22 protein-coding genes and 1 pseudogene are annotated in these 24,532 nt (G+C 59.5%); 17 read left to right on the top strand and 6 right to left on the bottom strand.

Going from position 1 to position 24,532, the window contains the following annotated elements:
• Positions 1 to 72 precede the first annotated feature (72 nt).
• Genes betI through betA form a run of 4 tightly spaced genes read left to right on the top strand, consistent with a single transcriptional unit; the run spans position 73 to position 5,313 of the window.
• Positions 73 to 651 (top strand): choline-binding transcriptional repressor BetI, encoded by a 579-nt coding sequence (gene betI / locus V8J85_RS00800; RefSeq protein WP_339951252.1) that lies wholly within the window; start codon positions 73 to 75, stop codon positions 649 to 651.
• Positions 648 to 2,156, top strand: coding sequence for a choline-sulfatase (betC, locus tag V8J85_RS00805; RefSeq protein ID WP_339951254.1), 1,509 nt, complete (start codon positions 648 to 650; stop codon positions 2,154 to 2,156). Before betI ends, betC begins: the two co-directional genes overlap by 4 nt.
• A 45-nt stretch (positions 2,157 to 2,201) precedes the next feature.
• Entirely contained in the window at positions 2,202 to 3,653 is a 1,452-nt protein-coding gene (betB, locus tag V8J85_RS00810; RefSeq protein WP_339951256.1) for a betaine-aldehyde dehydrogenase, read from the top strand.
• A gap of 1 nt (position 3,654) precedes the next feature.
• On the top strand, positions 3,655 to 5,313 hold the full coding sequence (gene betA, locus V8J85_RS00815; protein ID WP_339951258.1) for a choline dehydrogenase: 1,659 nt from the start codon (positions 3,655 to 3,657) through the stop codon (positions 5,311 to 5,313).
• Between the two features lie 356 nt (positions 5,314 to 5,669).
• Here betA and V8J85_RS00820 read toward each other — a convergent pair whose 3' ends face one another.
• Entirely contained in the window at positions 5,670 to 7,073 is a 1,404-nt protein-coding gene (locus V8J85_RS00820; protein WP_339951260.1) for a helix-turn-helix domain-containing protein, read from the bottom strand.
• Between the two features lie 51 nt (positions 7,074 to 7,124).
• Positions 7,125 to 8,336 (bottom strand): multidrug effflux MFS transporter, encoded by a 1,212-nt coding sequence (locus V8J85_RS00825; RefSeq protein ID WP_339951262.1) that lies wholly within the window; start codon positions 8,334 to 8,336, stop codon positions 7,125 to 7,127.
• A 168-nt stretch (positions 8,337 to 8,504) separates the two neighbouring features.
• On the opposite strand from V8J85_RS00825, the gene V8J85_RS00830 reads away from it, so the two are divergent.
• The 6 genes from V8J85_RS00830 (at position 8,505) to V8J85_RS00855 (ending at position 13,853) form a co-directional block, all read left to right on the top strand.
• Positions 8,505 to 10,034: an acyl-CoA carboxylase subunit beta gene (locus V8J85_RS00830; protein ID WP_339951264.1), complete on the top strand. Its 1,530-nt coding sequence runs from the start codon at positions 8,505 to 8,507 to the stop codon at positions 10,032 to 10,034.
• Positions 10,035 to 10,084: 50 nt separating this feature from the next.
• Positions 10,085 to 10,348, top strand: coding sequence for a Rho termination factor N-terminal domain-containing protein (locus tag V8J85_RS00835; protein WP_339951266.1), 264 nt, complete (start codon positions 10,085 to 10,087; stop codon positions 10,346 to 10,348).
• 310 nt (positions 10,349 to 10,658) lie between these two features.
• Positions 10,659 to 10,784, top strand: a complete 126-nt coding sequence (locus V8J85_RS00840; protein WP_339951268.1) for a hypothetical protein — start codon at positions 10,659 to 10,661, stop codon at positions 10,782 to 10,784.
• Positions 10,785 to 10,870: 86 nt separating this feature from the next.
• A complete protein-coding gene (locus V8J85_RS00845) occupies positions 10,871 to 11,218 on the top strand; it encodes a hypothetical protein (RefSeq protein ID WP_339951270.1) in 348 nt (115 codons plus the stop codon).
• A 340-nt stretch (positions 11,219 to 11,558) separates the two neighbouring features.
• Positions 11,559 to 11,768 carry a hypothetical protein gene (locus V8J85_RS00850; protein WP_339951272.1) on the top strand — a complete coding sequence of 70 codons (210 nt, stop codon included), beginning with the start codon at positions 11,559 to 11,561 and terminating at the stop codon, positions 11,766 to 11,768.
• 87 nt (positions 11,769 to 11,855) lie between these two features.
• Entirely contained in the window at positions 11,856 to 13,853 is a 1,998-nt protein-coding gene (locus tag V8J85_RS00855; protein ID WP_339951274.1) for an acetyl/propionyl/methylcrotonyl-CoA carboxylase subunit alpha, read from the top strand.
• Between the two features lie 5 nt (positions 13,854 to 13,858).
• Here the strand turns inward: V8J85_RS00855 and V8J85_RS00860 are convergent, their stop codons facing one another.
• Entirely contained in the window at positions 13,859 to 14,332 is a 474-nt protein-coding gene (locus tag V8J85_RS00860; RefSeq protein ID WP_339951276.1) for a DUF4174 domain-containing protein, read from the bottom strand.
• Positions 14,333 to 14,422: 90 nt separating this feature from the next.
• Between V8J85_RS00860 and scpA the strand changes: the two genes are divergently transcribed.
• From scpA to V8J85_RS00885, 5 genes are all read left to right on the top strand, one after another.
• On the top strand, positions 14,423 to 16,549 hold the full coding sequence (gene scpA, locus V8J85_RS00865; protein WP_339951278.1) for a methylmalonyl-CoA mutase: 2,127 nt from the start codon (positions 14,423 to 14,425) through the stop codon (positions 16,547 to 16,549).
• Between the two features lie 17 nt (positions 16,550 to 16,566).
• On the top strand, positions 16,567 to 17,133 hold the full coding sequence (locus V8J85_RS00870) for a VOC family protein (protein ID WP_339951280.1): 567 nt from the start codon (positions 16,567 to 16,569) through the stop codon (positions 17,131 to 17,133).
• 69 nt (positions 17,134 to 17,202) lie between these two features.
• Entirely contained in the window at positions 17,203 to 17,883 is a 681-nt protein-coding gene (locus tag V8J85_RS00875; RefSeq protein ID WP_339951282.1) for a TerB family tellurite resistance protein, read from the top strand.
• Positions 17,880 to 18,875 (top strand): endonuclease/exonuclease/phosphatase family protein, encoded by a 996-nt coding sequence (locus tag V8J85_RS00880; RefSeq protein ID WP_339951284.1) that lies wholly within the window; start codon positions 17,880 to 17,882, stop codon positions 18,873 to 18,875. The genes V8J85_RS00875 and V8J85_RS00880 overlap by 4 nt, the downstream gene beginning before the upstream one ends.
• A gap of 36 nt (positions 18,876 to 18,911) precedes the next feature.
• Positions 18,912 to 19,280 (top strand): AAA+ family ATPase, encoded by a 369-nt coding sequence (locus tag V8J85_RS00885; protein WP_339951286.1) that lies wholly within the window; start codon positions 18,912 to 18,914, stop codon positions 19,278 to 19,280.
• Positions 19,281 to 19,335: 55 nt separating this feature from the next.
• Here the strand turns inward: V8J85_RS00885 and V8J85_RS00890 are convergent, their stop codons facing one another.
• Together V8J85_RS00890 and V8J85_RS00895 are read right to left on the bottom strand one after the other, a co-directional pair.
• Positions 19,336 to 19,581: a hypothetical protein gene (locus tag V8J85_RS00890; RefSeq protein ID WP_339951288.1), complete on the bottom strand. Its 246-nt coding sequence runs from the start codon at positions 19,579 to 19,581 to the stop codon at positions 19,336 to 19,338.
• Between the two features lie 32 nt (positions 19,582 to 19,613).
• Entirely contained in the window at positions 19,614 to 21,173 is a 1,560-nt protein-coding gene (locus V8J85_RS00895; RefSeq protein ID WP_339951290.1) for a Ppx/GppA family phosphatase, read from the bottom strand.
• 321 nt (positions 21,174 to 21,494) lie between these two features.
• Here V8J85_RS00895 and V8J85_RS00900 point away from each other — a divergent pair.
• Positions 21,495 to 21,947, top strand: a pseudogene (locus V8J85_RS00900) (glycosyltransferase family 2 protein); the annotation flags it as partial.
• A 41-nt stretch (positions 21,948 to 21,988) separates the two neighbouring features.
• Complete coding sequence (locus tag V8J85_RS00905) at positions 21,989 to 22,330, top strand: hypothetical protein (protein WP_339951292.1); 342 nt, start codon at positions 21,989 to 21,991, stop codon at positions 22,328 to 22,330.
• On the opposite strand, the gene V8J85_RS00910 is transcribed toward V8J85_RS00905, so the two are convergent.
• A complete protein-coding gene (locus V8J85_RS00910; protein ID WP_339951294.1) occupies positions 22,327 to 24,495 on the bottom strand; it encodes an RNA degradosome polyphosphate kinase in 2,169 nt (722 codons plus the stop codon). The genes V8J85_RS00905 and V8J85_RS00910 overlap by 4 nt on opposite strands.
• Positions 24,496 to 24,532: the final 37 nt, after the last annotated feature.

Below are 24,532 nucleotides of genomic sequence, written 5' to 3' on the forward strand. Positions count from 1 at the left end.
CAGTTTTTTCTTGATTGACGAGTCAATAAAGAACGATCTATGTGCTGAGGCATGTTTTTTCGCGAGGATGCGATGCCAAAGCTTGGAATGGAACCTATCCGCCGTGCCGCATTAGTTAAAGCCACGATTGACGAGATCGGGGCCGTCGGGTCGTTGGACGTGACCGTGGGGAAGATCGCCAAGCGGGCGGGGATGTCGTCGGCGCTGGCGCATCACTATTTTGGCGGGAAAGAGCAGATATTTCTGGCGGCGATGCGGCATACGTTGTCGCTGTATAAGGCTGAGGTTTTGGGGGCTTTAGGCCGGGCATCCGGTCATCGCGCGCGGCTGGAGGCGATTGTGCAAACCAGCTTTACCTCGTCCAATTTTCGGCCCGAGGTCATTGCCGTCTGGCTGAATTTCTATGTTTTGGCGCAGACATCTGCTGATGCCGATCAGCTTTTGCGGATTTATCAGCGCCGTTTGCACAGCAATCTGGTGCATGATTTGCGACCTTTGGTGGGTGCGCGGGCGGTGGATGTGGCTATACGGGTCGCGGGGCTGATCGATGGGCTGTATCTGCGGCAGGCCTTGACGGGTGTGGGGTCGGATGACGCCGCCGCCCACGTTCTGGCGTCGTTGAAAGCGGAATTGAAAGCGGGGGCGCAATGACCAAGCCGAATATCCTGATCATCATGGTGGACCAGTTGAACGGCACGTTGTTCCCGGATGGCCCGGTTGATTGGCTTCATGCGCCGCACCTCAAGGCTTTGGCGGCGCGGTCGACGCGGTTTGCGAACACCTACACAGCGTCCCCCTTGTGTGCCCCGGCGCGGGCGTCTTTCATGTCGGGTCAGTTGCCCTCCCGCACGGGGGTTTATGACAATGCGGCAGAGTTTGCGTCCTCCATCCCGACCTATGCCCACCATCTGCGCCGTGCGGGTTATCAGACATGTCTGTCGGGCAAGATGCATTTCGTCGGTCCTGATCAGTTGCACGGGTTCGAAGAGCGGCTGACGACCGATATCTATCCACCCGATTTCGGCTGGACACCGGATTATCGCAAACCCGGTGAGCGGATTGATTGGTGGTATCACAATATGGGTTCGGTCACGGGGGCAGGTGTGGCCGAGATCACAAATCAGATGGAGTATGATGACGAGGTCGCTTATCACGCGACGCGGAAAATTTACGATCTGTCGCGTGGTCATGATGACCGCCCGTGGTGCCTGACGGTCAGCTTCACCCATCCGCATGATCCGTATGTGGCCCGCAAGAAGTATTGGGATTTGTATGAGGATTGTGCGCACCTCATGCCGGAAGTTGGGCCGATTCCATATGCAGATCAGGATGCCCATTCGCAGCGTATTCTGGATGCGAATGATCGGGACAATTTCAACATCACCGATGAGGATATCCAGCGGGCGCGGCAGGCTTACTTTGCCAATATCTCGTACCTTGATGACAAGGTGGGGGAGGTCTTGCGGACGCTGGAGGATACGCGGCAGGAGGCCGTGATCCTGTTCGTGTCCGACCATGGCGATATGCTGGGCGAGCGGGGCTTGTGGTTCAAGATGTCCTTCTATGAAGGGTCGTCGCGGGTGCCCTTGATGATCGCGGCGCCGGGGATGGCACCGGGTTTGGTCGCGGCGCCGGTGAGCACGATCGATGTCACGCCGACCCTATGTGATCTGGCGGGTGTGGACATGTCCGAGGTCATGCCCTGGACCGAAGGCGAAAGTCTTGTGCCGCTGGGGCAGAGTGGTGGTCGCGATACGCCGGTGGCGATGGAATATGCGGCCGAGGGCAGCTATGCGCCGCTCGTGTCCCTACGCTATGGCAAGTGGAAGTATAACCGCTGCGCGCTGGACCCGGATCAGTTGTTCGATCTTGAGGCTGATCCGCACGAGATGACCAACCTCGCCGACGTTTCCGAACATCAGGGAACGGTGGCATCCCTGCGCGCGAAATCCGAGGCGCGATGGGACTTGGAAACTTTCGACGCCGCCGTTCGCCATTCACAGGCCTGCCGCTGGGTCGTCTACGAAGCGCTGCGCAATGGCAGCTATTTCCCATGGGACTACCAGCCGCTGCAAAAGGCGTCAGAGCGGTACATGCGCAACCATATGGACCTGAACGTTCTCGAAGAAAATCAACGCTTTCCCCGTGGGGAATAGCTTTATCATCTTGCCAAAAATACTCCCGCCGGAGGCTCCCGACCTATGCAAACACAACCAACTGCCAGCCATTTCGTGAATGGTGAATACGTCGAAGATACAGCAGGCGAGGTGATTGATGTCATCTATCCGGCCACTGGCGAGGTGATCGCGACACTGCATGCGGCGACGCCCGCGATTGTCGATCAGGCGTTGAATGCGGCGAAGGCAGCGCAGAAAGAATGGGCCGGGTGGTCGCCGACAGAGCGGGGTCGTGTGTTGCGCCGTGCTGCCTATATGATCCGCGACCGCAACCATGATCTTTCGGTGCTGGAGACCTATGACACCGGTAAACCTTATCAGGAAACGAGTGTGGCGGATGCGACGTCAGGCGCGGATGCGCTCGAGTATTTCGGTGGGCTGGCGGCCAGTATCACGGGCGAACACATTCCGCTGGGCGGGGATTTCGTATATACCCGTCGCGAGCCCTTGGGGGTTTGCGTCGGTATCGGCGCCTGGAACTATCCGACGCAGATTGCCTGCTGGAAAGCCGCGCCGGCATTGGCTTGTGGCAATGCGATGGTGTTCAAGCCTTCCGAGACGACGCCTTTATGTGCGTTGAAGGTTGCGGAAATCCTACATGAGGCGGGGCTGCCTGCGGGATTGTTCAACGTTGTGCAAGGCTACGGTGCGGTCGGGGCGTCGCTGATCAGTGACCCGCGGGTGGATAAGGTGTCGCTCACCGGATCGGTGCCGACGGGCCGAAAAGTTTATGCTGCGGCGGCAGAGGGTCTGCGCCATGTGACGATGGAACTGGGCGGAAAGTCTCCGCTTGTCATCTTCGACGATGCCAATCTGGAAAATGCCGTGTCGGGCGCGATCATGGCGAATTTCTATTCCACCGGACAGGTCTGTTCGAACGGGACGCGGGTCTTTGTGCAAGGCGGGATCAAAGAGGCGTTTCTGGAACGGCTGGTGACCCGTCTGGCCAATGTGAAAATGGGCGATCCGCAGGACCCGGAGGTGAATTTCGGCCCGATGGCGTCCGAGCGCCAACGCGATATCGTCGAAGGCTTCATCGAAAAAGGTGTCGCCGAAGGCGCCCGTTTGGTGACGGGTGGCAAGCGGGTAGAAGGACCGGGTTCTTTTCTGGAACCCACTGTGTTCGCCAATGTCACCGATGACATGACCATCGCGCGGGACGAGATTTTCGGACCTGTCATGTCGGTGCTGGATTTCGAGACGGAAGAAGAGGCATTGGCCCGCGCCAATGCGACCGAGTTTGGCCTGTCTGCCGGTGTTTTCACGTCTGATCTGACCCGCGCGCATCGCATGGCAGCGGGGTTCGAGGCGGGGACGTGCTTTATCAATTCCTACAACGACGCCCCGGTCGAGGCCCCCTTTGGCGGCATGAAACTGTCGGGCGTGGGTCGCGAAAATTCCAAGGCCGCGATTGAGCACTATAGCCAGATCAAGAGCATCTATGTCCGCATGAGTGAGATGGAGGCGCCGTTCTAAGATGCGTGCGGATTATGTGATTGTCGGCGCGGGCTCTGCCGGTTGCGCCATTGCCTATCGTCTGGCCGAGGCGGGTAAGCAGGTTCTGATCATCGAACATGGCGGCAGCGACCGGGGGCCGTTTATCCAGATGCCGGCGGCCCTGTCGTATCCAATGAATATGAAGATGTATGATTGGGGGATGAAATCCGAACCCGAGCCGCATCTGGGTGGTCGTCGGCTGGTAACCCCGCGCGGGAAGGTTATTGGCGGGTCGTCTTCGATCAATGGCATGATCTATGTGCGCGGTCATGCGCGTGATTTCGACCATTGGGCCGAAAGCGGGGCGGATGGCTGGGCCTATGCGGATGTGCTGCCCTATTTCAAACGGATGGAAAGCTGGGATGATGGTGGTCATGGCGGTGACCCATCGTGGCGAGGATCGGACGGGCCGTTGCACATCACGCGGGGGCCGCGACGCAACCCGCTGACCCGTGCCTTTGTCGAGGCCGGACGGCAGGCCGGTTATCCGGTGACCGCAGATTACAACGGGGAGCGGCAGGAGGGCTTTGGCCCATTTGATGCGACGATCTACAAGGGCCATCGCTGGTCGGCGGCGAGCGCGTATCTGCGACCCGCGTTGAAGCGTCCGAATTGTAAGATCACGCGCGCTTTGGCCCGTCGGATCATCATAGAGGACGGTAAGGCCGCAGGTGTCGAGGTCAGTCACGGCAGTAAGGTCGAGGTCATCGGCGCGAATGCCGAGGTGATCATCGCGGCCTCATCGATCAATTCGCCAAAGCTGTTGATGTTGTCGGGGATCGGTCCGGCTTCGCATCTGGCCGAGCACGGGATTGATGTCGTCGTCGATCGTCCGGGTGTGGGGCAAAATCTTCAGGATCATCTGGAGTTGTACATCCAGCAGGCATCGACCCAGCCTGTCTCACTCTTCTCCCATTGGAACCTGCGCGGCAAGGCGCGGATCGGGGCAGAATGGGTGCTGTGGCGGACCGGGCTGGGATCGTCGAACCAGTTTGAAAGTGCCGGTTTCATCCGATCGCGGGCCGGGGTGGAATATCCCGATATCCAGTTTCACTTTCTGCCGATCGCCGTCAGCTATGACGGGAAAGTCGCGCCCGAAGGGCACGGCTTTCAGGCGCATGTGGGTCCGATGCGGTCGAAGTCCCGCGGTGAGGTCACGCTGCGATCAGCAGATCCGAAGGAAAACCCGCGTATTCTGTTCAACTACATGTCCGACCCGCAGGATTGGGTTGATTTCCGGCAATGCATCCGGCTGACCCGCGAGATTTTCGCGCAAGAGGCGTTTGCCCCGTTCCGCGGGCACGAGATTCAGCCGGGTGATGATGCGCAAAGCGATGAGGCGTTGGATGATTTCATCCGCGAACATGTGGAAAGTGCCTATCATCCTTGCGGCACCTGCCGGATGGGGCGACGTGATGATCCGATGGCCGTGGTTGACCCGCATGGCGCGGTGATTGGGGTGGATCACCTGCGGGTGGCGGACAGTTCGATCTTTCCGCGTGTGACCAACGGAAATACCAATGCGCCGTCAATCATGGTGGGCGAGAAGATGGCCGATCACATTCTGCGGCGGCATCCGCTGCCTCCGATCGATGATCAGCCCTGGATTCACCCCGATTGGGCGACCACACAGCGATAGGTTACTGCTGTTTGTCTGGATGACCTAAGGTCAACTTCCCTTTGGTTAACCCTTTATTAATGCCTGATCGCTTGAAATCGCATCGGTGCGGGTGTTGGCGGGGAAAGCCCGCACGTGACTGGAGAATTCAGCTTGACGGATTTGGCGATTGTGCCGTGTGCGCCCACCGCGGGGAATGCGCATGCGGAGGAACGGGATGTGGACTTCGCGCGGCTTCTTTATCGGTGTCATGCAGCCGGAAAGGCGCGGCGCGCGGCCGAGCAAAGCGGGTCGAGAAACGACATCCTTTGCGCGCGCAGCAGGCGTGATCAGGCAGCCGCGCGGGCAGAGATGGATGCTTTTCTGGCGATCCCACGTCAATCGTCCAGTTGATAGGGCAGGATACCACGTTTGTTCGGATCGACGCGCAGGTGCCGTTCCAGCGGCGGCACCGAACGTTGGTGGCAGTTCCGCCGTTCGCAGATCCGGCAAGATATCCCGATAGGTGCATAGGCCGAGGTTGCGTTGATATCCATGTGATCGGCGTAGACAAGCGCGGGTGCATGTTTCACCTCGCACCCTAGGCCGATGGCATAGCGCCTGACCGGCAGGCTGTACGCTCCACCCGATTTGCTGACATCGCGGGCGAGGCAGAAGTAGCGTACCCCGTCGGGGGTTTCGGCCAGTTGGCGCAGGAACCGCCCCGGTGTTTCGAAGGCCCGGTGTACGTTCCAGAGCGGGCAAGCCCCGCCGTAGCGGGCGAATTGCAGCGTCGTGGCAGAATGTCGTTTGGTGATCGTGCCCGCCGGGTCGACTCGAACGAAAAAGAACGGGATACCCTTGGCGCCGGGCCTTTGCAGGGTCGAAAGCCGATGGGCGACCTGTTCCAGCGATGCGCCAAAGCGTGTGGCCAGGATTTCGAGGTCGTGTCGGGTGTTTTGGGCCGCTTGCAAGAAAGTCTCGTAAGGCATCAATGCGGCACCGGCGAAGTAATTGGCCATGCCGACCTCGGCGATGCTGCGGGCCTCGTCTGACTGAAACCTCGCTAGGTCGAGTGTGGCTGTCAGCAGTGGCGCTTGCGTGATCAGCGCGACTTGCAATAGCAGCTGAAAGGTTTGTGTGGCCGGGCTTGCATGGCGTGAGATGTGCAGCGTCCGTGTCTCGGGATCGAATTGCCGGATCGTGGGCGTGTCGGACAGGATCGTCGTGATCTTGTGGGCGGTAAGTGTGCGGATCGCAGCGTCGCTCATGCTTTCACCTGGTTTGCGCTGGCTGGCGAAACGTTCGGCGCTGCGGTCCACGGCGTCGATGTAGTTGTCGCAGTAATGGAAGAAATCCCGCACCTCTTCCCAGGGACTGGGGCGGATGCGGGCGTCTTCGCGACCCAGTGCCTCGTCAAGTGAAGCGAGCCGTTCGTGGTTTTGCCGGTAGGCGGCATGCAAGTCGAGGAAGGCGCGGGCGAGAGTGGGCGCGTTAGAGGCCGCTAAACGCAGGTCGGCGAGGCCGGGGGCCGGACCGGTGAAGACCGGATCGGCCAAAGCCTCGCGCATGTCGCTGACCAACCGTGCCTCGTCGCCGGATTGCAGTTCGGTGACGTCGAACCCGAATTCCTGTGCGAGGCCGAGCACGACCGATGTGGAAATCGGGCGGTTATTGTTCTCCATCTGGTTCAGGTAGGGCAGCGAAACCCCCAGTTTTTCGGCGAAGGATTTTTGCGTTAGTGACATTCTGCTGCGCAGTTCGCGCAGTTTGGCCCCGGCATAGAGTTTCTGGGTCGGCATGACGGTCCTTTGCAGATTTGCTGCGCAGGTTTAGCCGTTGCTAAGCCCGCGTCAAGCGATCCGCTTTTCCCGCCAGACGACAAAGATGATCGACATGAGGGCAAGTATCGAGACCGTCAGCATGACGACCTGCAAGGGCAGCGTGCCCGTCTCGACGGTTAGCAGGCCGCCCGCGAATTGCGATAGTGCCGCCCCGCCGCCGATCATGAACGCGCCGCCAAGCCCGCTGGCCGTGCCAGCGAGGTGCGGGCGAACGGAGATGGAGCCCGCCATGACATTTGGCAATGTCATTCCGTTGCCGATGCCCAGGAACACGCAGAAGCCGAAGAAGTTCAGCGGGTGATCAACCCCGAGGAGGGTCAGCGTCAGTGACAACCCCATACCGGTGATCGTGACAAGCGCACCCGCAGCGGCCATCCAGTTGATCCCCATCTGCACTGAGAAGCGCCCGGAGAGGAAGTTGCCGAGGGCATAGCCGATGGCAGGCGCGCCAAGGGCGATACCGCTCCAGAGTGGAGAGAGACCGTAGATGCCGTCGGCGATGAAGGACGCGCCGCCCAGCAGCGCGAAGAAGGCACCCGACGAGAAGGCCGAACACAGGACATAGCCCCAGAAACGGGGTGAGCGGATCAGTTCGGGATAGCCCTTCACCTGATCGGCGAAGCTGACGCCGCCTTGCTTGACCGTCTCGCCCAAGTCGAAATAGCAAAGCGTCAGCACCGAAAGCCCCATGATTGCGAGGAAGATGAACGTTGCCTGCCAGCCGAAGGCCTGATCCAGCGCGCCGCCGATCATCGGGCCGACCATGGGCACGATGGCCATGCCCATGGTGACATAGCCGATCATTGACGCTGCTTCGGCCTGCGGGACCATATCGCGGACGATGGCGCGGCTGAGTGCCATGGACGTGGCGACGGCGGCCTGCATGATGCGGAAGAAAAGGAAGGTTTCGATGGTTTGGGCGTAGTAGGTGCCGATCGTCGCGAAGACGAAGAGGATGAGCGAACCCAGCACCATCTTGCGTCGACCGAACCGGTCGGAAATCGGGCCGATGAAGATTTGCAGCACGGCTGTTGCGGCCAGATAACCCGACAAAGAAATCTGCATGATCGCGTAATCTGTCTGGAAATAGTCGGTCATCGTTGCCAGCGAAGGCAGGAAAATCGACATGTTCAGCGCCGACATGCCGGTGATGAGGATCAACGTCAGAATGTGCGGCGGGGTTGTCCGATCCAGAAAGCGGATGAGGGGCATTGCGGTCATTGGCCAGACTTAAGGGCGCCCTTTGGGCATGTCCACTACTGTGGTCAGATTTGCTGATTTGCAGAAATTTAATTCTGATAACATCAATATTTGCAAATATTCCGAAATGGTCTTTTGATCCGGTCGTCCGCCCGTTATCCGAAAGAGAGCACCACGGGAGGTCAGCACATGGATGTTTTGCAAGAGCTGGAAACGCGGCGGGATGCGGCGCGGTTGGGTGGCGGTCAGCGCCGGATCGACGCGCAGCATGCAAAAGGCAAGCTGACTGCGCGCGAGCGGATTGACCTGTTGTTGGATGAGGGATCGTTCGAAGAATACGACATGTTCGTCGCCCACCGCTGCACCGATTTCGGGATGGAGAAAGAGCGTCCCGCAGGTGATGGTGTGGTGACCGGTTGGGGCACGATCAATGGCCGGATGGTCTATGTCTTCAGCCAGGATTTTACCGTCATGGGCGGATCCGTGTCGGAAACGCACGGCCAGAAGATCTGCAAGATCATGGATATGGCGGTACAGAACGGTGCACCTGTGATTGGCATCAACGATTCAGGCGGTGCCCGCATTCAGGAAGGTGTCGCCAGTCTTGCCGCCTACGGTGACGTGTTCCAGCGCAACATCATGGCCTCTGGTGTCGTGCCGCAGATCAGTGTGATCACCGGGCCATGTGCCGGTGGTGCGGTTTATAGTCCTGCAATGACCGACTTTATCTTTATGGTGAAGGATTCCAGTTACATGTTCGTGACCGGCCCCGACGTGGTAAAGACCGTCACGAACGAGGTTGTGTCAGCTGAGGAATTGGGCGGGGCGTCGACCCATACGAAGAAATCATCAGTCGCCGATGCTGCGTTCGAAAACGATGTGGAGGCGCTGGCCGAGGTGCGGCGGTTGATTGACTTCCTGCCGCTGCATAACCGCGAAAAACCCCCCGTGCGTCCGTTCTTTGATGACGTGAACCGGATCGAAGACAGTCTGGATACCCTCGTTCCCGACAATCCGAACACGCCCTACGATATGAAAGAGCTGATCCTGAAGATCGCAGATGAGGGTGATTTTTATGAGATTCAGGAGGAATTCGCGAAGAATATCCTGACCGGCTTTATCCGGCTCGAGGGCAGCACTGTTGGCGTCGTGGCGAACCAGCCGATGGTGTTGGCGGGGTGTCTGGATATCGACTCTTCCCGCAAGGCCGCCCGGTTCGTGCGGTTCTGCGATGCGTTCGACATTCCGATCCTGTCGCTGGTCGATGTGCCCGGCTTTCTGCCCGGGACCAGCCAGGAATATGGCGGCGTGATCAAGCATGGGGCCAAACTGCTTTACGCCTACGGTGAGGCGACCGTGCCGAAGGTCACGGTGATCACCCGCAAGGCCTATGGCGGGGCCTATGTGGTGATGGCGTCGAAACATATGCAGGCGGATGTCAACTATGCCTGGCCGACCGCCGAGATCGCGGTGATGGGGGCCAAGGGCGCGACGGAGATTATCCATCGCGCGGACCTCGGTGATCCGGACAAGATCGCGGGGCATACCAAAGATTACGAAGACCGTTTCGCCAATCCGTTCGTCGCGGCCGAGCGTGGCTTTATCGACGAAGTGATCATGCCGCATTCGACCCGCAAACGGGTTTGCCGCGCCTTCGCGGCGCTGCGGGGGAAGCAGTCGCAAAATCCGTGGAAGAAGCATGACAATATTCCGCTCTGATCCGGGAACGGGATCGCTGTCCACGATGTTACTTTTTAAAGGAGGACGTCATGGCCAAGGATCACGGACCCAGTATCAAGGACGACGATACCTATCAGGCGCTGCGCGAGGACGGCGCATCGAAAGAAAAGGCGGCGCGGATCGCCAACGCGCAGGCAAGCGCGGATCAGAACCCGTCGAAGAAGGGCGGCAAGGCGCCGCCATACGAAGAATGGACCAAGGACGACCTGTATCGGCGCGCGCAAGAGCTGGACATCGATGGGCGCGCGCGCATGAACAAAGACGATCTGATCGCCGCCTTGCGCGACAACTAGGCCGGGCAGCAAAATCGTGCGTTTGGCAGAATCACGCCGGAAATGACAGGAAATCTTTGGGGGCTTTGTGCGCTCTGGAACCACTTGATGTAGTAGGCGCCTGGGCCGGCTGCCGAAATATTGTGCGTGGGGGTCAGCATGTTCTTGCCCATGATGCCCCTACGTCACATCGCTTGGCCTTCGGCCTTGGTGCGTATGAGAACAAAGGAGTTTTTGCTACTGTATATGTGCGTGATAACGATATCGCACCCTTGTGGGTCGAGGCCGATGACACCGGTCCGACCTGCGCCCAAGGAGGCAGGCAAGATACATGGTACAGGGACTTATCGCATTCGCAGTGGCCGCGCTCATGGCGTTGGTCGCCGTGTCGGGTAGCAACGATCGCGCGTCCTTGCCGGTTACGTCCGACCAGGTCGTACAGGACCTCGACCGGTGAAAGGGTATCGTTAGACTTTAGACATGTTTGCGGGCGGACCGACGGGTTCGTCCGCGATACCCCGTCTTTCAGGGGCGGTGGCTGAGATGGAAAAGCATCGCGGCTTTCCCGGGCGCCTTCCGGGTACGGATTTTCAATTCACCATTCGTCGGGCGAACAAGGATGGCGCGACAGCATTGGTCGCGCGTGAACGCTATGCCGACCGCCGCCCTGCGGATCGTCGTGCAGATGCGGGGTTCATGCAGGCGCTGTGGGATCAGTTCGGCGATGCCCCGTTTTCACGCGGGAATCTGGATGCCGGGCGGCTAAGCTGGCTTTTTGGGCGGGAGGTGATCCCTGCAGAAGACCCTTTCGACCCCACGAGTTATGACGCATTGTTACGGATCGATGTGGATGTGATGCGCGTCGGCTTTCCCGATATCGAGGGGTCATAATGCTGATTATTCGCGAGATTACGCATCTACCGATGCAATCTAAGCGGGAAATCGCTCATTCTTGGGGTGATAAATCCTGTTTGTTTGCAATCGTTTCCGGTCTGCGCTCAGGTGTTATTGTAACGTCGTGGCCCAGCAAGCGCGCCGTTGCAAATTGTCAACACCGTTACCCTTCCCCTGACCGGTCCGCTTTCACCACAAGCGGACCGGTTTCCATTTTCCGCTCATTCTTCGGCGAAAAACCGTTTGATATTGGATATCATCGCCCAACGCCTATTGAGTGCGGATCAGTCAGCCCCAATTCTATGGCTGTCAACAAAACAAGGTTAGGCAAAGAACGATGCAAAAGAAATCGATCATTATCGCTGCGGTGGCCACTTTTGGTCTTGCTGGTTGTTTGGACACAGATGTGGAGCGTGGCGTCGCTGGCGCTGGTGCCGGTCTGGTCGGCGCGGAAGTGCTGGGCACGGATCCAACCGGCACGGCCCTGGCCGGTGCTGCCATCGGCGTGCTGTGTGATGACGCAGGCGTCTGCCGCCCAGCACGTTAAAAACGGTGCCCGCAAGGGCGCACACAATCTGAAACCGCCATCGGGGATATTCCCTGGTGGCGGTTTTGTTTTTGGGGACGGAGCCAAATGTTCAAGAAAATACTGATCGCCAACCGCGGTGAAATCGCCTGCCGTGTCATCAAGACCGCCCGCAAGATGGGGATCCAGACGGTTGCGATTTACTCTGACGCGGATCGCAACGCGCTGCATGTAAAAATGGCGGACGAGGCGGTGCATATCGGCCCGCCCCCTGCGAACCAGTCCTACATCGTCATCGACAAAGTGATGGATGCGATCAAACAAACCGGCGCCGAGGCCGTGCATCCCGGCTATGGGTTCCTGTCCGAGAACCCAAAATTCGCCGAGGCGCTTGAGGCGGCTGGCGTGGCCTTCATCGGCCCGCCCAAGGGTGCCATTGAGGCGATGGGTGACAAGATCACATCCAAGAAGATCGCCCAGGATGCGAATGTATCGACCGTGCCGGGCTATATGGGCCTGATCGAGGATGCTGATGAAGCGGTGAAGATTTCCAACGATGTCGGCTATCCGGTGATGATCAAGGCATCGGCTGGCGGCGGCGGTAAGGGGATGCGCATCGCGTGGAATGATGATGAGGCGCGCGAGGGCTTTCAATCGTCGAAGAACGAGGCGGCCAATTCGTTTGGGGACGACCGCATCTTCATCGAGAAATTCGTCACCCAGCCGCGCCATATCGAAATTCAGGTGCTGTGCGATAGCCATGGCAACGCGGTTTACTTGCATGAACGCGAATGCTCGATCCAGCGCCGAAACCAGAAGGTGATTGAAGAGGCGCCATCGCCGTTTCTGGATGAGGCGACGCGCAAGGCGATGGGTGAGCAATCCGTCGCGCTGGCGCAGGCGGTCGGGTATACCAGCGCGGGCACGGTTGAGTTCATCGTGGATGGCGACCGCAATTTCTATTTCCTCGAAATGAACACCCGTCTGCAGGTGGAACACCCTGTCACCGAATTGATCACCGGCGTCGATCTGGTCGAACAGATGATCCGCGTGGCTGCGGGTGAAAAGCTACCGTTCAAGCAGGACGACCTGAAAATCAACGGCTGGGCGATGGAAAGCCGTCTGTATGCCGAGGATCCATATCGCAACTTCCTGCCGTCGATCGGCCGTCTGACCCGTTACCGCCCGCCGGAAGAGGGCCATTGGGAAACCCATTGCGTGCGCAACGATACCGGCGTCTATGAAGGCGGCGAGATCAGCATGTATTACGACCCGATGATCGCAAAGCTCTGCACCTGGGCACCAGATCGGGCGGGCGCGATTGAGGAAATGCGTCTGGCTCTGGATGGGTTCGAGGTCGAAGGGATCGGGCATAACCTGCCGTTTCTCGCCGCCGTCTATGACCACGACAAATTCACGTCCGGAAACATGACGACCGCCTTTATCGCCGAAGAATATCCCGACGGGTTCGAAGGCGTGACGCTGGATGACGACACATGTGCCCGCATCGCGGCGGCTTGTGCGGCGATGCATCGCGTCGGCGAAATCCGCCGCAGCCGGATTTCTGGCCGAATGGACAATCACGAACGTCATGTGGGTGCGGATTGGGTGGTCAGCCTGCAGGGCATCGGGCATGACGTCGTTATCGATGCCGATAAGGCGGGCGCGAATGTCACTATCGGCGAGCGGACCATGCGGGTGGAAAGCGGCTGGACACCAGGACAGCCGTTGGCCCGGCTGACCGTTGATGGCGCGCCGCTGGTACTGAAGGTCGGCAAGATCTCTGGCGGGTTCCGTGTGCGTTACCGCGGTGCGGATGTGAAAGTGCATGTGCGCACTCCGCGACAGGCGGAATTGGCCGCGCTGATGCCCGAAAAGCTGCCGCCCGATACGTCAAAGCAACTGCTTTGCCCAATGCCTGGTCTGATCGTAAAGGTCGATGTGGCCGAGGGTGACGAGGTGCAGGAAGGTCAGGCCCTTTGCACCGTCGAGGCGATGAAGATGGAAAACATCCTGCGCGCCGAACGCAAAGGCATCGTCAAAAAGGTCAACGCAGATGCAGGCGACAGCCTTGCCGTGGATGACGTGATCATGGAGTTCGAATAGTTGGCCTATCGCCCTAACAGACGCCGATCCTCGATCTCTTGTTGGCGCAGGGGCATCTTGTCGATGGAGCGTGAGATTTCGCGCACGTTCCAGGGTGTTGGCTTGCGAAATGCGACCCGACCGTCCTTGGACAGCAGCGCCATCATGTATCCGCGCGGGCGCAGTTCCAGCCGGATGTCGGATCGGGCCCCGGGGTCGGTGTCGGTGATGACGATGACGTCGCGCAGCGCCAGTTCCTCGATATCGATTGCGATCAGATCCATTTGCTGCTGGAAGCGCGGATCGTTGGGCGTGTCTGCGAACACGACAAGCGGCCGTGCGATCCATTCCAATTCGTCCAGCGACACGTCCTGCGCGTCGAATATCTGTGCCCGGTCGGTTTCCCAGTGCTCAAGTACATTCGCGCTTTCCGCGAGGGCGGCGCTGGCGACAAAAAGGGCTGCGATGGCAGCCCGGCTGATGGACGTGAAACTGTTCATGATCAGAGATATAGAGGCCGCTTTGCGAAAAGCTAAGACCCTATGGCGATTTGGGGCAAACAAAATTGTGTCACCCAGCAGGAGACCGGCATGAGCGACAGGAAAACTTGGGAAGAAACTGCCACTGCCGAGCTGCGGGGTAAGCCGCTGAATGCGTTGGGCTGGGACACGCTGGAAGGCATCAAGGTCAAGCCGCTTTACACGGCAGAGGATACCGCTGATCTGCCGCATATGGGCGGGGTGCCGGGGGCCGCGCCGTTCACGCGCGGGGTCAAGGCTACGATGTATGCGGGCCGCCCCTGGACGATCCGGCAATATGCGGGGTTTTCGACGGCGGAAGAATCGAACGCATTCTATCGCAAGGCGTTGGCGGCGGGCCAGCAGGGTGTCTCGGTCGCCTTCGATCTGGCGACGCATCGGGGTTATGACAGCGACCATCCGCGAGTGGAGGGCGACGTGGGCAAGGCTGGCGTGGCGATCGATAGCGTCGAGGATATGAAGATCCTCTTCGATGGCATTCCGCTGGACAGGGTATCTGTCTCGATGACGATGAATGGCGCGGTGATCCCGATCCTCGCCAATTTCATCGTTGCGGGTGAGGAGCAGGGGCACGACAAGAGCCTGCTGGCGGGGACCATTCAGAACGACATTCTCAAAGAGTTCATGGTGCGCAATACCTATGTGTATCCGCCCGAACCGTCGATGCGCATCGTCGCAGATATCATCGAATATACAGCGGATTACATGCCAAAGTTCAATTCGATTTCGATCAGTGGCTATCATATGCAAGAGGCCGGGGCGAACCTGGTGCAAGAGCTGGCCTATACGCTCGCAGATGGCCGCGAATATGTCCGTGCCGCGATTGAACGGGGTATGGACGTGGACCGGTTTGCCGGGCGCCTGTCGTTCTTTTTTGCCATCGGCATGAACTTTTTCATGGAGGCGGCCAAGCTGCGCGCGGCGCGGTTGTTGTGGCACCGGATTATGGCGGAGTTTGAACCAAAGAATCCCAAGTCCTCGATGCTGCGCACCCATTGCCAAACCTCTGGCGTATCGCTGCAGGAGCAGGACCCGTATAACAATGTCGTCCGCACCGCTTACGAGGCCATGGCGGCGGCATTGGGGGGGACGCAGTCGCTGCATACAAATGCGCTGGACGAGGCGATTGCATTGCCGACCGAATTCAGTGCGCGGATTGCCCGCAATACGCAGCTGATCCTGCAGGAAGAGACGGGAATTACGAATGTCGTCGATCCGCTGGCGGGCTCATATTACGTCGAAAGCCTGACCCATGAACTCGCCGAAAAGGCGTGGGTGCTGATCGAGGAGGTCGAGATGATGGGCGGGATGACCAAGGCGGTCGCCTCTGGCATGCCGAAGCTGCGGATTGAAGAGACTGCCGCCCGCCGTCAGGCCGATATCGACCGCGGGACCGAGGTCATCGTGGGGGTCAACAAGTACCGCAAGGATAACGAGGACCCCATCGATATCCTTGATATCGATAATGACGCGGTGCGCGAGGCGCAGATCCGGCGGATCGAAAAAACTAAGGCAGACCGCGATCAGGCCGCGTGTGATGCGGCCTTGGATGAGGTGACGAAGCGCGCCAATGAGGGCGGCAATTTGCTGGAGGCAGCGGTCGCGGCGGCGCGCCAACGGGCGACGGTAGGAGAGATCAGCATGGCGATGGAAAAGGCATTCGGACGGCACCGCGCCGAGGTGAAGACGTTGGCGGGCGTCTACGGCGCGGCTTACGAGGGCGACGAAGGCTTTGCGCAGATCCAGTCCAGCGTCGAGGCCTTTGCAGAGGAGGAAGGGCGCCGTCCCCGGATGCTGGTCGTCAAGATGGGGCAGGATGGACATGATCGCGGGGCGAAGGTGATTGCGACCGCATTTGCCGATATCGGGTTTGACGTCGATGTCGGGCCGTTGTTCCAGACCCCGGATGAGGCAGCACAGGATGCGATCGACAACGATGTTCATGTGATCGGGATCAGTTCACAGGCGGCAGGTCACAAGACGCTCGCGCCCAAGTTGGTGCAGGCGCTGAAGGACGCTGATGCGGAGGACATCATCGTGATCTGCGGCGGCGTGATCCCGCAGCAGGATTACCAGTTTCTCTATGACAACGGGGTCAAGGCGATCTTTGGGCCCGGGACGAATATTCCGAAAGCGGCGGAGGATATTCTGGGGTTGATCCGGGCTGCGCGGGGGTGAGGTTTGGGCTCGACCACTTGGCAGTGGCCTGCACTGACTTGGCCGAGGGCATTGCCTGGGTCAAGGAGCGGCTTGGCGTCGCGATGCAACCTGGCGGCAAGCATGTGCTGTACGGGACGCACAATGCGCTGTTGGGGATGGGCGACATTTATCTCGAGGTGATTGCCCCCGACCCGGATGCAGCGCCCTATGACGGGCCGCGGTGGTTCAATCTGGATCGCTTTACAGGGCCGCCGCGTTTGGCGAACTGGATTTGCCGGACCGATCATTTTGATCCGATTGCCGGGCCGCCGCGTGCGCTAAGCCGGGGTGATCTGCGTTGGCAGATTACCGTGCCCGATGATGGCAGCCTGCCTTATGGCGGGGCTTTTCCGACGTTGATCCAATGGGGCGAAGGCATGGTAACGCCAGCGGAAAGCCTGCCTGATAGTGGAGCTCGTCTGACGCAGTTGACGATCTTTCATCCCGATCCCGACTTGCCGGGGCTGGTAGCGATCGATGACGCGCGGGTGGCTTTCGCCACTGGGCCGTTTGAATTCGAGGCGGTCATTGAAACGGCTTCAGGGCCGGTCACGCTGCGCTGATAACCGGTTGTACTTCCCCGTCGGCTCGGGTCAGATACCCCCGGTTATTCGGTCGTTCGAGAGGATCGCATGTCGATCTGGACACGCATTTCAGAGGCTTTGTCGGCCTTGGCCGCAGGCGAGGGCCTTTCGACGGTGTTCGAAAAACTGCGGACGCCACCGGACCGGACCGTCGCGTTTACCATCGCGGTCATCGCGCTTGGTGCAAAGATGGCCAAGGCGGATGGGATCGTCACCCGCGATGAGGTGATCGCCTTTCGCGAGGTCTTTGTGATTCCTGCGACGGAAGAAGAAAACGCGGCCCGTGTCTTTAACCTCGCACGGCAGGATGTGGCGGGGTTCGAAACCTACGCGCGCCGGATCAAGGCAATGTATACAGACGACGATGCCCCGCTTTGTGACCTTTTGGAGGGGTTGTTTCACATCGCGATGGCGGACGGGATTTATCACCCGAAAGAGGATGCTTTCCTGCGTGAAGTCGCTGACATCTTTGGGTTCAATGAGCGACGCTTTCGCAGCATTCGTGCGCAATTCGTGCCCGACGCAGAGGGTGATCCTTACGATGTTTTGCGCGTCGATCCGGATGCGCCGATGGATGAGGTGCGATCGGCCTGGCGCAAGCTGGTGCGCGAAACCCATCCCGATCAGATGATGGCCCGCGGCGTGCCGGAAGAGGCGATCAAGCTGGCGGAAAAGCGGATGGTCGCCATCAATCGCGCGTGGGAACAGATTCAGGGCGCCCGCGGGTGAGGTTCGCCACCTACAATGTCGAATGGTTCAACAGCCTGTTCGATGATGTTGGAGCCTTGCTGGACGATGGAGAGTGGTCGTCGCGCTGGGACGTGACCCGCGCGCAGCAGATCGCGGCGCTTGGTGATGTGTTTCAGGCGATGGACGCGGATGCCGTGATGATCATCGAGGCACCCGATACGAGCCGCCATCGGTCGACCGTCAATGCGCTGGATTCATTTGCCAAGCGGTTTGCGCTGCGCGCCAGCGAGCCGTTGATTGGTTTTGCCAATGATACGCAGCAGGAAATTGCGCTTCTGTATGATCCAGCCAAAATGCAGGCGGTGCATGATCCGCAAGAGGACACAGTGCCCCGTTTCGACGGCACATTTCGCATGGATTTGGACGTGGATGCCGCACCCGATCCGGTACGCTGGTCCAAACCGCCGCTGGAAATCGCGCTGACGACGCCGTCGGGCCCGCTGCGGATGATCGGTGTGCACGCCAAATCCAAGGCACCCCACGGTGCGCGGGATGAGGACGAGGCAACACGGATCGCGATCGCCAACCGGCGCAAGCACCTCGCCCAGTGCATCTGGTTGCGCAAGCGCGTGCAGGCGCATCTGGATGCAGGTGATGACCTGATCGTCATGGGTGATTTCAACGATGGTCCGGGGCTGGACGAATACGAAAAGCTGTTCGGGCGGTCCGGCGTCGAGATCGTGTTGGGCGAAGGAACTGCGACGCGGATGTATGACCCACATGCGCGAATGGCGCTGAGCCGTCGTTTGGGGGCGATGCCCACGACGGCGCGGTTTCGGCGGAAAGGTCAGCCTTACCTGCAAGCGCTGTTGGACTATGTCATGGTGTCGCCCGGTCTGCGGGCGAAGAACCCGCAATGGCAAATCTGGCATCCATTCGATCACCCGGAATGCTATGAAAACCCGGCTTTGCGCGATGCGCTGTTGACGGCCTCGGATCACTTTCCCGTCGTGCTGGACATCGCCTTGTGATTTGAGTGGGGCGGGCGGATTTGGTACAATGACATCATGAAACACATAGCCGCACTGACACTGGCCCTTGGCCTAAGCGTCAGCCCTGCCACGGCGCAGGATGGCGAGGTCGAAGAAGGCTTCGATCTGATGGAAGAGGGCATGCGGTTACTGATGCGCGGCCTCATGTCCGAGATGGAACCGGCCATATCTGAACTGCGCGGCACGCTGGAAGAGATGGCACCCGAGATGGGCGCGTTTCTGCGCGATATGGGGCCTGCCTTCGCGGAATTTCTGGCGCAGGTTGATGATTTCCAGAACTACGAAACGCCGGAATTCCTGCCGAACGGTGATATCATCATCCGGCGGAAACCCGGTGCGCCTTTGTGGATGCCAGAGGAGGAAAACAGCGAAATCGAGCTTTGAGGTCAGAATTTTGCTGTCGGCAAAGCGTCGGATTTGCGTATGGCGATCTTTCGACTTAGCGGCGAGCCTCGGCGGCCTTGACGCGCGCCAGCGTTTCACGTCGTTTCGCGCGAAATTTCAGCGCACCCATGAATGCGCCTGCGATGGTGGCGACACCGCCCAAAGTAATGGTCCACGGATCGATAGCGCGGAAATCAGGGCCCGGGTCGATCATGTCCAAATATGTGCCAAGCCCCATGATCACGAAAAGAAGACCGCAGGCGGCACCGACGCAAAGAGCGAAGATGATCAGCGGGTACATCGATAAAAATAACCTGTCGACCTTGTGAAACATCAGGCGTTGACCGGTTTCTTGAACTTCACGATCGCCTCGGCCTCAAGCGCGCCAGCCAGATTGCCGAAGCGGCTTTCGGCCACTTCGCCGAAAAGCGGGCGGGCCCGTTCTGTCAGGGTAAGCGTCAAGGTTTTGGATTTCGGGCTCCACTTCAGGTCGCCGGGCGGTTCGTCGGCGTTGACCCACAGCATCGCCCCCAGCCGCATTGCGCGACCAAGGATTTCGGCCTCTTTGATCTGACTTTCATTCAGCATGGCCAGCAGATCGGCATAACGTGTGCTGTCGATCTTGCTGGTGTAGCGGTTCATCAGCGCGAACCCAAGCAGGACCCGTTCGTAGTGTTTCAATCCGCCCAGATTGGCGCGGGTGGCGTTATCGAACGTCACTTCGGCCCGATAGTCAGGATGCGCGCGCCAGCTGACATCATGCAAAAGGCATGCCGCCTTGATGATCCGCTTGCGTTGCCAGTTCGCGCGGGGAAAGAGCGGTTTGACGAAATCATACAATACACGTCCAAAACCGGGCAGTCGGGCATCCTTGGCCTCGACAAAGCGGCACGCTTCGATCAACGGATCACGGTCGCGCAGTTCGCGCGGCATCTGCTCAAATAGCATACCTTCGCGGATACCGTAGGACGACACGGCCACATCTTTCGGTTTGAACTGCCGCATGAGCTCTTTCAACACGATGGCGGCAAGGGGGACCAGTTGCATGCGGCTGTCCGAGATGTTGCAGCGCGCCCGCAGTTCTTGCAGGTCGGATTTCCGGATGTAGTCGGCAGTGTTGCCGATCCGGCGGGATGTCATCCGATATTCGTGCAACACGGTCAGCGGATAACCCCTCCGCTCCATGTCGATCCGTGCGATGGCCCGCCATGACCCGCCGACAAGGAACAGTCGCATACCGGTCGTGTTGCCCATGTCGTCATGCAGCTTCGCCATCGTTTCGCGCACATAGGCTTTGACGGCCTTCTTGCCGCCCTTGATCCCGCGCAGTTTGAGCGGCCCCAGAGCAGAGGTAACCCGCCGCCCCACGCGACCCTCGGCCAGATCGGCCAATTCCATCGATGACCCTCCGATATCGCAGACCAGCCCGTAACTGCCCGGCCACCCCAGCAACACACCCTGGGCCGAAAGCCGCGCCTCTTCCTTGCCGTCGATGACCCACAGCTTGATGCCGGTTTCGCGCAGAACCTCATCCCGGAAATCGTTGCCGTCGCTTGCCTCGCGGACCGCGGCAGTGGCGACGGCGGTCAGCGGCGTGATGCCCATCCCCTCGGCCAAGGCCGCAAACCGCGCGATCGCCCGCAGGGCCCGCATCCGGCCTTCGGGGTTCAAATGCCCCGTTTCCGAAAGACCCGCGCCGAGCGCACACATGATCTTTTCGTTGTAGAAATAGGCCGGTGATCGGGCGGCGCCGTCAAACACGACGAGACGAACGGAGTTCGAGCCGACGTCGATCACCCCCACACGATCGAGGCCCCGCGCGGCCGCATCGCGGAACAGCGGTCGTCCAAAAGGACCCCAATCGACGTTCTCTATATCCGGCTGTTGGTTCATGATCTTCGCCGCCCCATCTTGCAGACCATACCTTGGTGGATGTGCCCCGCCAATGCCCCTAATGGTGTGACGCTGGCCAACCAAGCCCAATTCTGACAACAGGTTAGGCGTTTTCGCATCCCGGAGGAACCTTGATGCGTCCCGCGCTGAAAAAATATGACGATCTGACAGTGGCGGGGCGGGATCTGACGGAATTCCTCGGGGTCCACGTTGTCGGGGCTGGTGTATGACGAAATGCACTTTCTGCCTGCGTTCCTTGATCATTACCGCCGTTTGGGTGTGGAACGTTTTGTTCTGCTCAATGATTGATCCACCGATGGCACCGGCGCATTTTTGGCCGACCCGCAGGATGTGATGGTGTTGCATAGCGCGCACCGCTACGGCGATCAGATCACGCCCGAGGATGCGGTGGCGCTTGGTTTGCGACATCGGCGTTTGGCACTGATCTGGCGTATGTTTCTTTTGGAGAAATACGGGCTGGATACCTGGTCATTGCATCTGGATGCGGATGAATTCCTTGATCTGCCCGATGGGATGCCCGTTCAGGATTTCGCGCACCTTCTGGAATGCGCCGACACGCGCGCGCTTTGGTCGATCATGCTGGATATGTATCCGCCCACACCGGATGACCTGGATGCGATGCGCGCTGATGATATGATCGATCTGGACCGGGACTGGTATTTCGACGGCCGGCGACACCTTTGGGTGCATCGGTTCGGAAAGCCCACGCGGGTATATCCCGGCGCGCGCGGTTGTTGCACAGGTTCGGTCTGAACCGAAAAACCTCTAACTTCCAATGGAACGTCAAACGCGCGTTGCGCCTGCCGGCGCCGTCCTACAACGCGATCCGCAAGCCGGTCATGCTGCGTTGGGCCGCGGGCCATCTGTTCGACAGCGCGCATGGGGTCAGTTTGAAGATGTCTGCCAAGTATCTGCTGCCCCTGCGCCACTATAAATTCAACGGTTCGATCTATGACCGGATCGTGCGCGCGACGACGACGGGAGGCAATATGAGTGGCGGGATCGCGTACAAGGACATGGCCCAGCTGCTGACTGCGATGTCTGCCGCTGACACGCACTTCAGAGACCGCAAATCGGTGCGATACATGGGCTTTGCCGATTTTCGACGCACCGGAAACGCGGACGGATTCCGTTAGTCATCCGTATGGGTCAGGCGCGGCACATCCGACGCGCCCGCCGATCCGCGGCCCGACAGCGACGGGTTTTCCATAAAGAACCGGTGACAGTTGAACGCGAATTCACCCTCGTCGATGGTCGCGCGGGTAAAGCTGCCTTCGGGTGACATGACCCAGCTTTGCGCCATGTCGGCCATGTTGGCGGCCATGATCTGACTGACGATCTGTGCCTTGACGGTGGCGTTCTTGATTTCGACGAGCGTTTCGATCCGCCGGTTCAGGTTTCTTCCCATCCAGTCGGCGGAACTGATATACACCTTGGCCTTCTTGCTGGGCAGCGCATGGCCATTGCCGAAACAGACAATGCGCGAATGTTCAAGGAAACGACCGACGATGGACTTGACCCGGATGTTTTCGGACAGCCCCTTCACACCCGGCCGCAGACCGCAGATACCGCGCACGACAAGGCTGATCTTCACACCGGCCTGAGACGCCGCATAAAGCGCGTCGATCACATCGCTTTCGATCAGCGAATTCATCTTGGCCCAGATCACGGCGGGTTTGCCAGCCTTGGCGTTGTCCGCTTCTGCCGCGATCTGATCCAGCAGAGACTGCTTGAGCGTCAGAGGCGATATTGCCAGACTTTTGAGGTTTTCGGGCTGTGCATAGCCCGAAATATAGTTGAACACCTTCGTTGCGTCCTGGCCCAGCTTGTCGTCGCAGGTGAACAGGCTGAGGTCGGTGTAAATCTTGGCGGTGATCGGATGGTAATTGCCGGTGCCGAAATGGGTATAGGTGACCAGCTTTTTGCCCTCACGCCGCACGACCGTGCTGATCTTGGCGTGGGTCTTGTATTGCAGGAAACCATAGACGACATGCGCGCCCGCCCGTTCCAATCGGCGCGACTGCCGGATATTCGCCGCCTCGTCGAAACGGGCTTTGAGTTCGACCAGCGCCGTGACGGATTTGCCGTCCTCGGCGGCCTCGCACAATGCCTCGACGATCGGGGATTTCTTGGAGGTCCGGTAAAGTGTCTGTTTGATCGCCACCACGTTCGGATCACGCGCCGCCTGTTTGAGAAACCGCACGACCATATCGAACGTCTCGTAGGGGTGGTGCAGCAGCATGTCTTTTTGCCGGATCGCGGCGAACATGTCGCCGTCGTGGTCCTGCACCCGCTCGGGCACACGGGGGCTGAACGCGGGCCAAAGCAGGTCGGGTCGGTTGTCGAGGACAAGTTCGCTCAGGCTGCTGATGCCGATCAGCCCGTCGACCTCGATCACCGTTTCGTCGCCGACATGCAGTTCGGACATGATCAGCGATTTGAGCGCGCCGGGCGCGCCTTCGGACATTTTGAGCCGGACAACTTCGCCCCGGCGGCGGCGTTTCAAAGCGACTTCGAATTCGCGCACAAGGTCTTCGGCTTCGTCTTCCAGTTCCAGGTCGCTGTCGCGCAGGACCTTGAAGGCGCAATGGCCCTTGATCTCATAGCCCGGGAACAGGCGCCCGATATGCAGCAAAAGCAATTCTTCCAGCGGCAGAAAGCGATTGCCGGTATCCGCCGGCAGCGGCACGAAACGGTCGATCTGGGCGGGGACAGGCAACAGTGAACGCAACTGTCGCTTGTCACTGGGCCGTTCGAGTTGCAGGGCGAGCGCGAAACCTTCGTTTGGCAGAAACGGGAACGGGTGCGCGGGGTCGATGGCAAGCGGCGACAAGACCGGAAAGACCTGTTCGATGAACACATCCTCAAGATATTTGATATCGTCCTTCGTCAGCTTGTTGCGCGTCAGGATATGGATGTCCTGCGCGGCCATCTCGGCCTGCAACGTGCTGAAGACCTCTTGTTGGCGACTGACCAACCGCCTTGCATCTTCGTCGATCAGCGCAAGCTGTTCGGCGGGCGTGCGCCCATCCAGACCCGGCGTGGCGTTACCTTCGTGCACCAATTCGCGCAGACCGGCGACGCGCACGGTGTAGAATTCATCCAGGTTCGTCGCCGAAATCGACAGGAACCGCAGCCGCTCCAACAGCGGTACCCGCGGGTTCTCGGCCTCTTCCAACACACGCCAGTTAAAGCCAAGCCAGCTGATTTCACGGTTCACGAACCGATCCGGCGTCGTCGGATCGATATCAAGAGGGGTCGCGGCGGGATAGTCGCCTTCGAGGAAATTCGCTTTGGTCATGGGGCCTTGTCTGCCACAAGTGTTGCAGTCTGATGAC

Origin of the sequence: Yoonia sp. 2307UL14-13, from assembly GCF_037572755.1 — a bacterium.
Classification (GTDB): Bacteria; Pseudomonadota; Alphaproteobacteria; order Rhodobacterales; family Rhodobacteraceae; genus Yoonia.

What these genes read in the sequence shown, in the direction of transcription:
- V8J85_RS00895 (WP_339951290.1), bottom strand. Translation starts at nt 21,173, where the DNA reads ATGAACCAACAGCCGGATATAGAGAACGTCGATTGGGGTCCTTTTGGA.
- V8J85_RS00830 (WP_339951264.1), top strand. Translation starts at nt 8,505, where the DNA reads ATGGATGTTTTGCAAGAGCTGGAAACGCGGCGGGATGCGGCGCGGTTG.
- scpA (WP_339951278.1), top strand. Translation starts at nt 14,423, where the DNA reads ATGAGCGACAGGAAAACTTGGGAAGAAACTGCCACTGCCGAGCTGCGG.
- V8J85_RS00855 (WP_339951274.1), top strand. Translation starts at nt 11,856, where the DNA reads ATGTTCAAGAAAATACTGATCGCCAACCGCGGTGAAATCGCCTGCCGT.
- V8J85_RS00835 (WP_339951266.1), top strand. Translation starts at nt 10,085, where the DNA reads ATGGCCAAGGATCACGGACCCAGTATCAAGGACGACGATACCTATCAG.
- V8J85_RS00885 (WP_339951286.1), top strand. Translation starts at nt 18,912, where the DNA reads ATGAAACACATAGCCGCACTGACACTGGCCCTTGGCCTAAGCGTCAGC.
- V8J85_RS00850 (WP_339951272.1), top strand. Translation starts at nt 11,559, where the DNA reads ATGCAAAAGAAATCGATCATTATCGCTGCGGTGGCCACTTTTGGTCTT.
- V8J85_RS00820 (WP_339951260.1), bottom strand. Translation starts at nt 7,073, where the DNA reads ATGCCGACCCAGAAACTCTATGCCGGGGCCAAACTGCGCGAACTGCGC.
- V8J85_RS00890 (WP_339951288.1), bottom strand. Translation starts at nt 19,581, where the DNA reads ATGTACCCGCTGATCATCTTCGCTCTTTGCGTCGGTGCCGCCTGCGGT.
- V8J85_RS00845 (WP_339951270.1), top strand. Translation starts at nt 10,871, where the DNA reads ATGGAAAAGCATCGCGGCTTTCCCGGGCGCCTTCCGGGTACGGATTTT.
- V8J85_RS00825 (WP_339951262.1), bottom strand. Translation starts at nt 8,336, where the DNA reads ATGACCGCAATGCCCCTCATCCGCTTTCTGGATCGGACAACCCCGCCG.
- betA (WP_339951258.1), top strand. Translation starts at nt 3,655, where the DNA reads ATGCGTGCGGATTATGTGATTGTCGGCGCGGGCTCTGCCGGTTGCGCC.
- betB (WP_339951256.1), top strand. Translation starts at nt 2,202, where the DNA reads ATGCAAACACAACCAACTGCCAGCCATTTCGTGAATGGTGAATACGTC.
- V8J85_RS00840 (WP_339951268.1), top strand. Translation starts at nt 10,659, where the DNA reads ATGGTACAGGGACTTATCGCATTCGCAGTGGCCGCGCTCATGGCGTTG.
- betC (WP_339951254.1), top strand. Translation starts at nt 648, where the DNA reads ATGACCAAGCCGAATATCCTGATCATCATGGTGGACCAGTTGAACGGC.
- V8J85_RS00875 (WP_339951282.1), top strand. Translation starts at nt 17,203, where the DNA reads ATGTCGATCTGGACACGCATTTCAGAGGCTTTGTCGGCCTTGGCCGCA.
- V8J85_RS00910 (WP_339951294.1), bottom strand. Translation starts at nt 24,495, where the DNA reads ATGACCAAAGCGAATTTCCTCGAAGGCGACTATCCCGCCGCGACCCCT.
- V8J85_RS00860 (WP_339951276.1), bottom strand. Translation starts at nt 14,332, where the DNA reads ATGAACAGTTTCACGTCCATCAGCCGGGCTGCCATCGCAGCCCTTTTT.
- betI (WP_339951252.1), top strand. Translation starts at nt 73, where the DNA reads ATGCCAAAGCTTGGAATGGAACCTATCCGCCGTGCCGCATTAGTTAAA.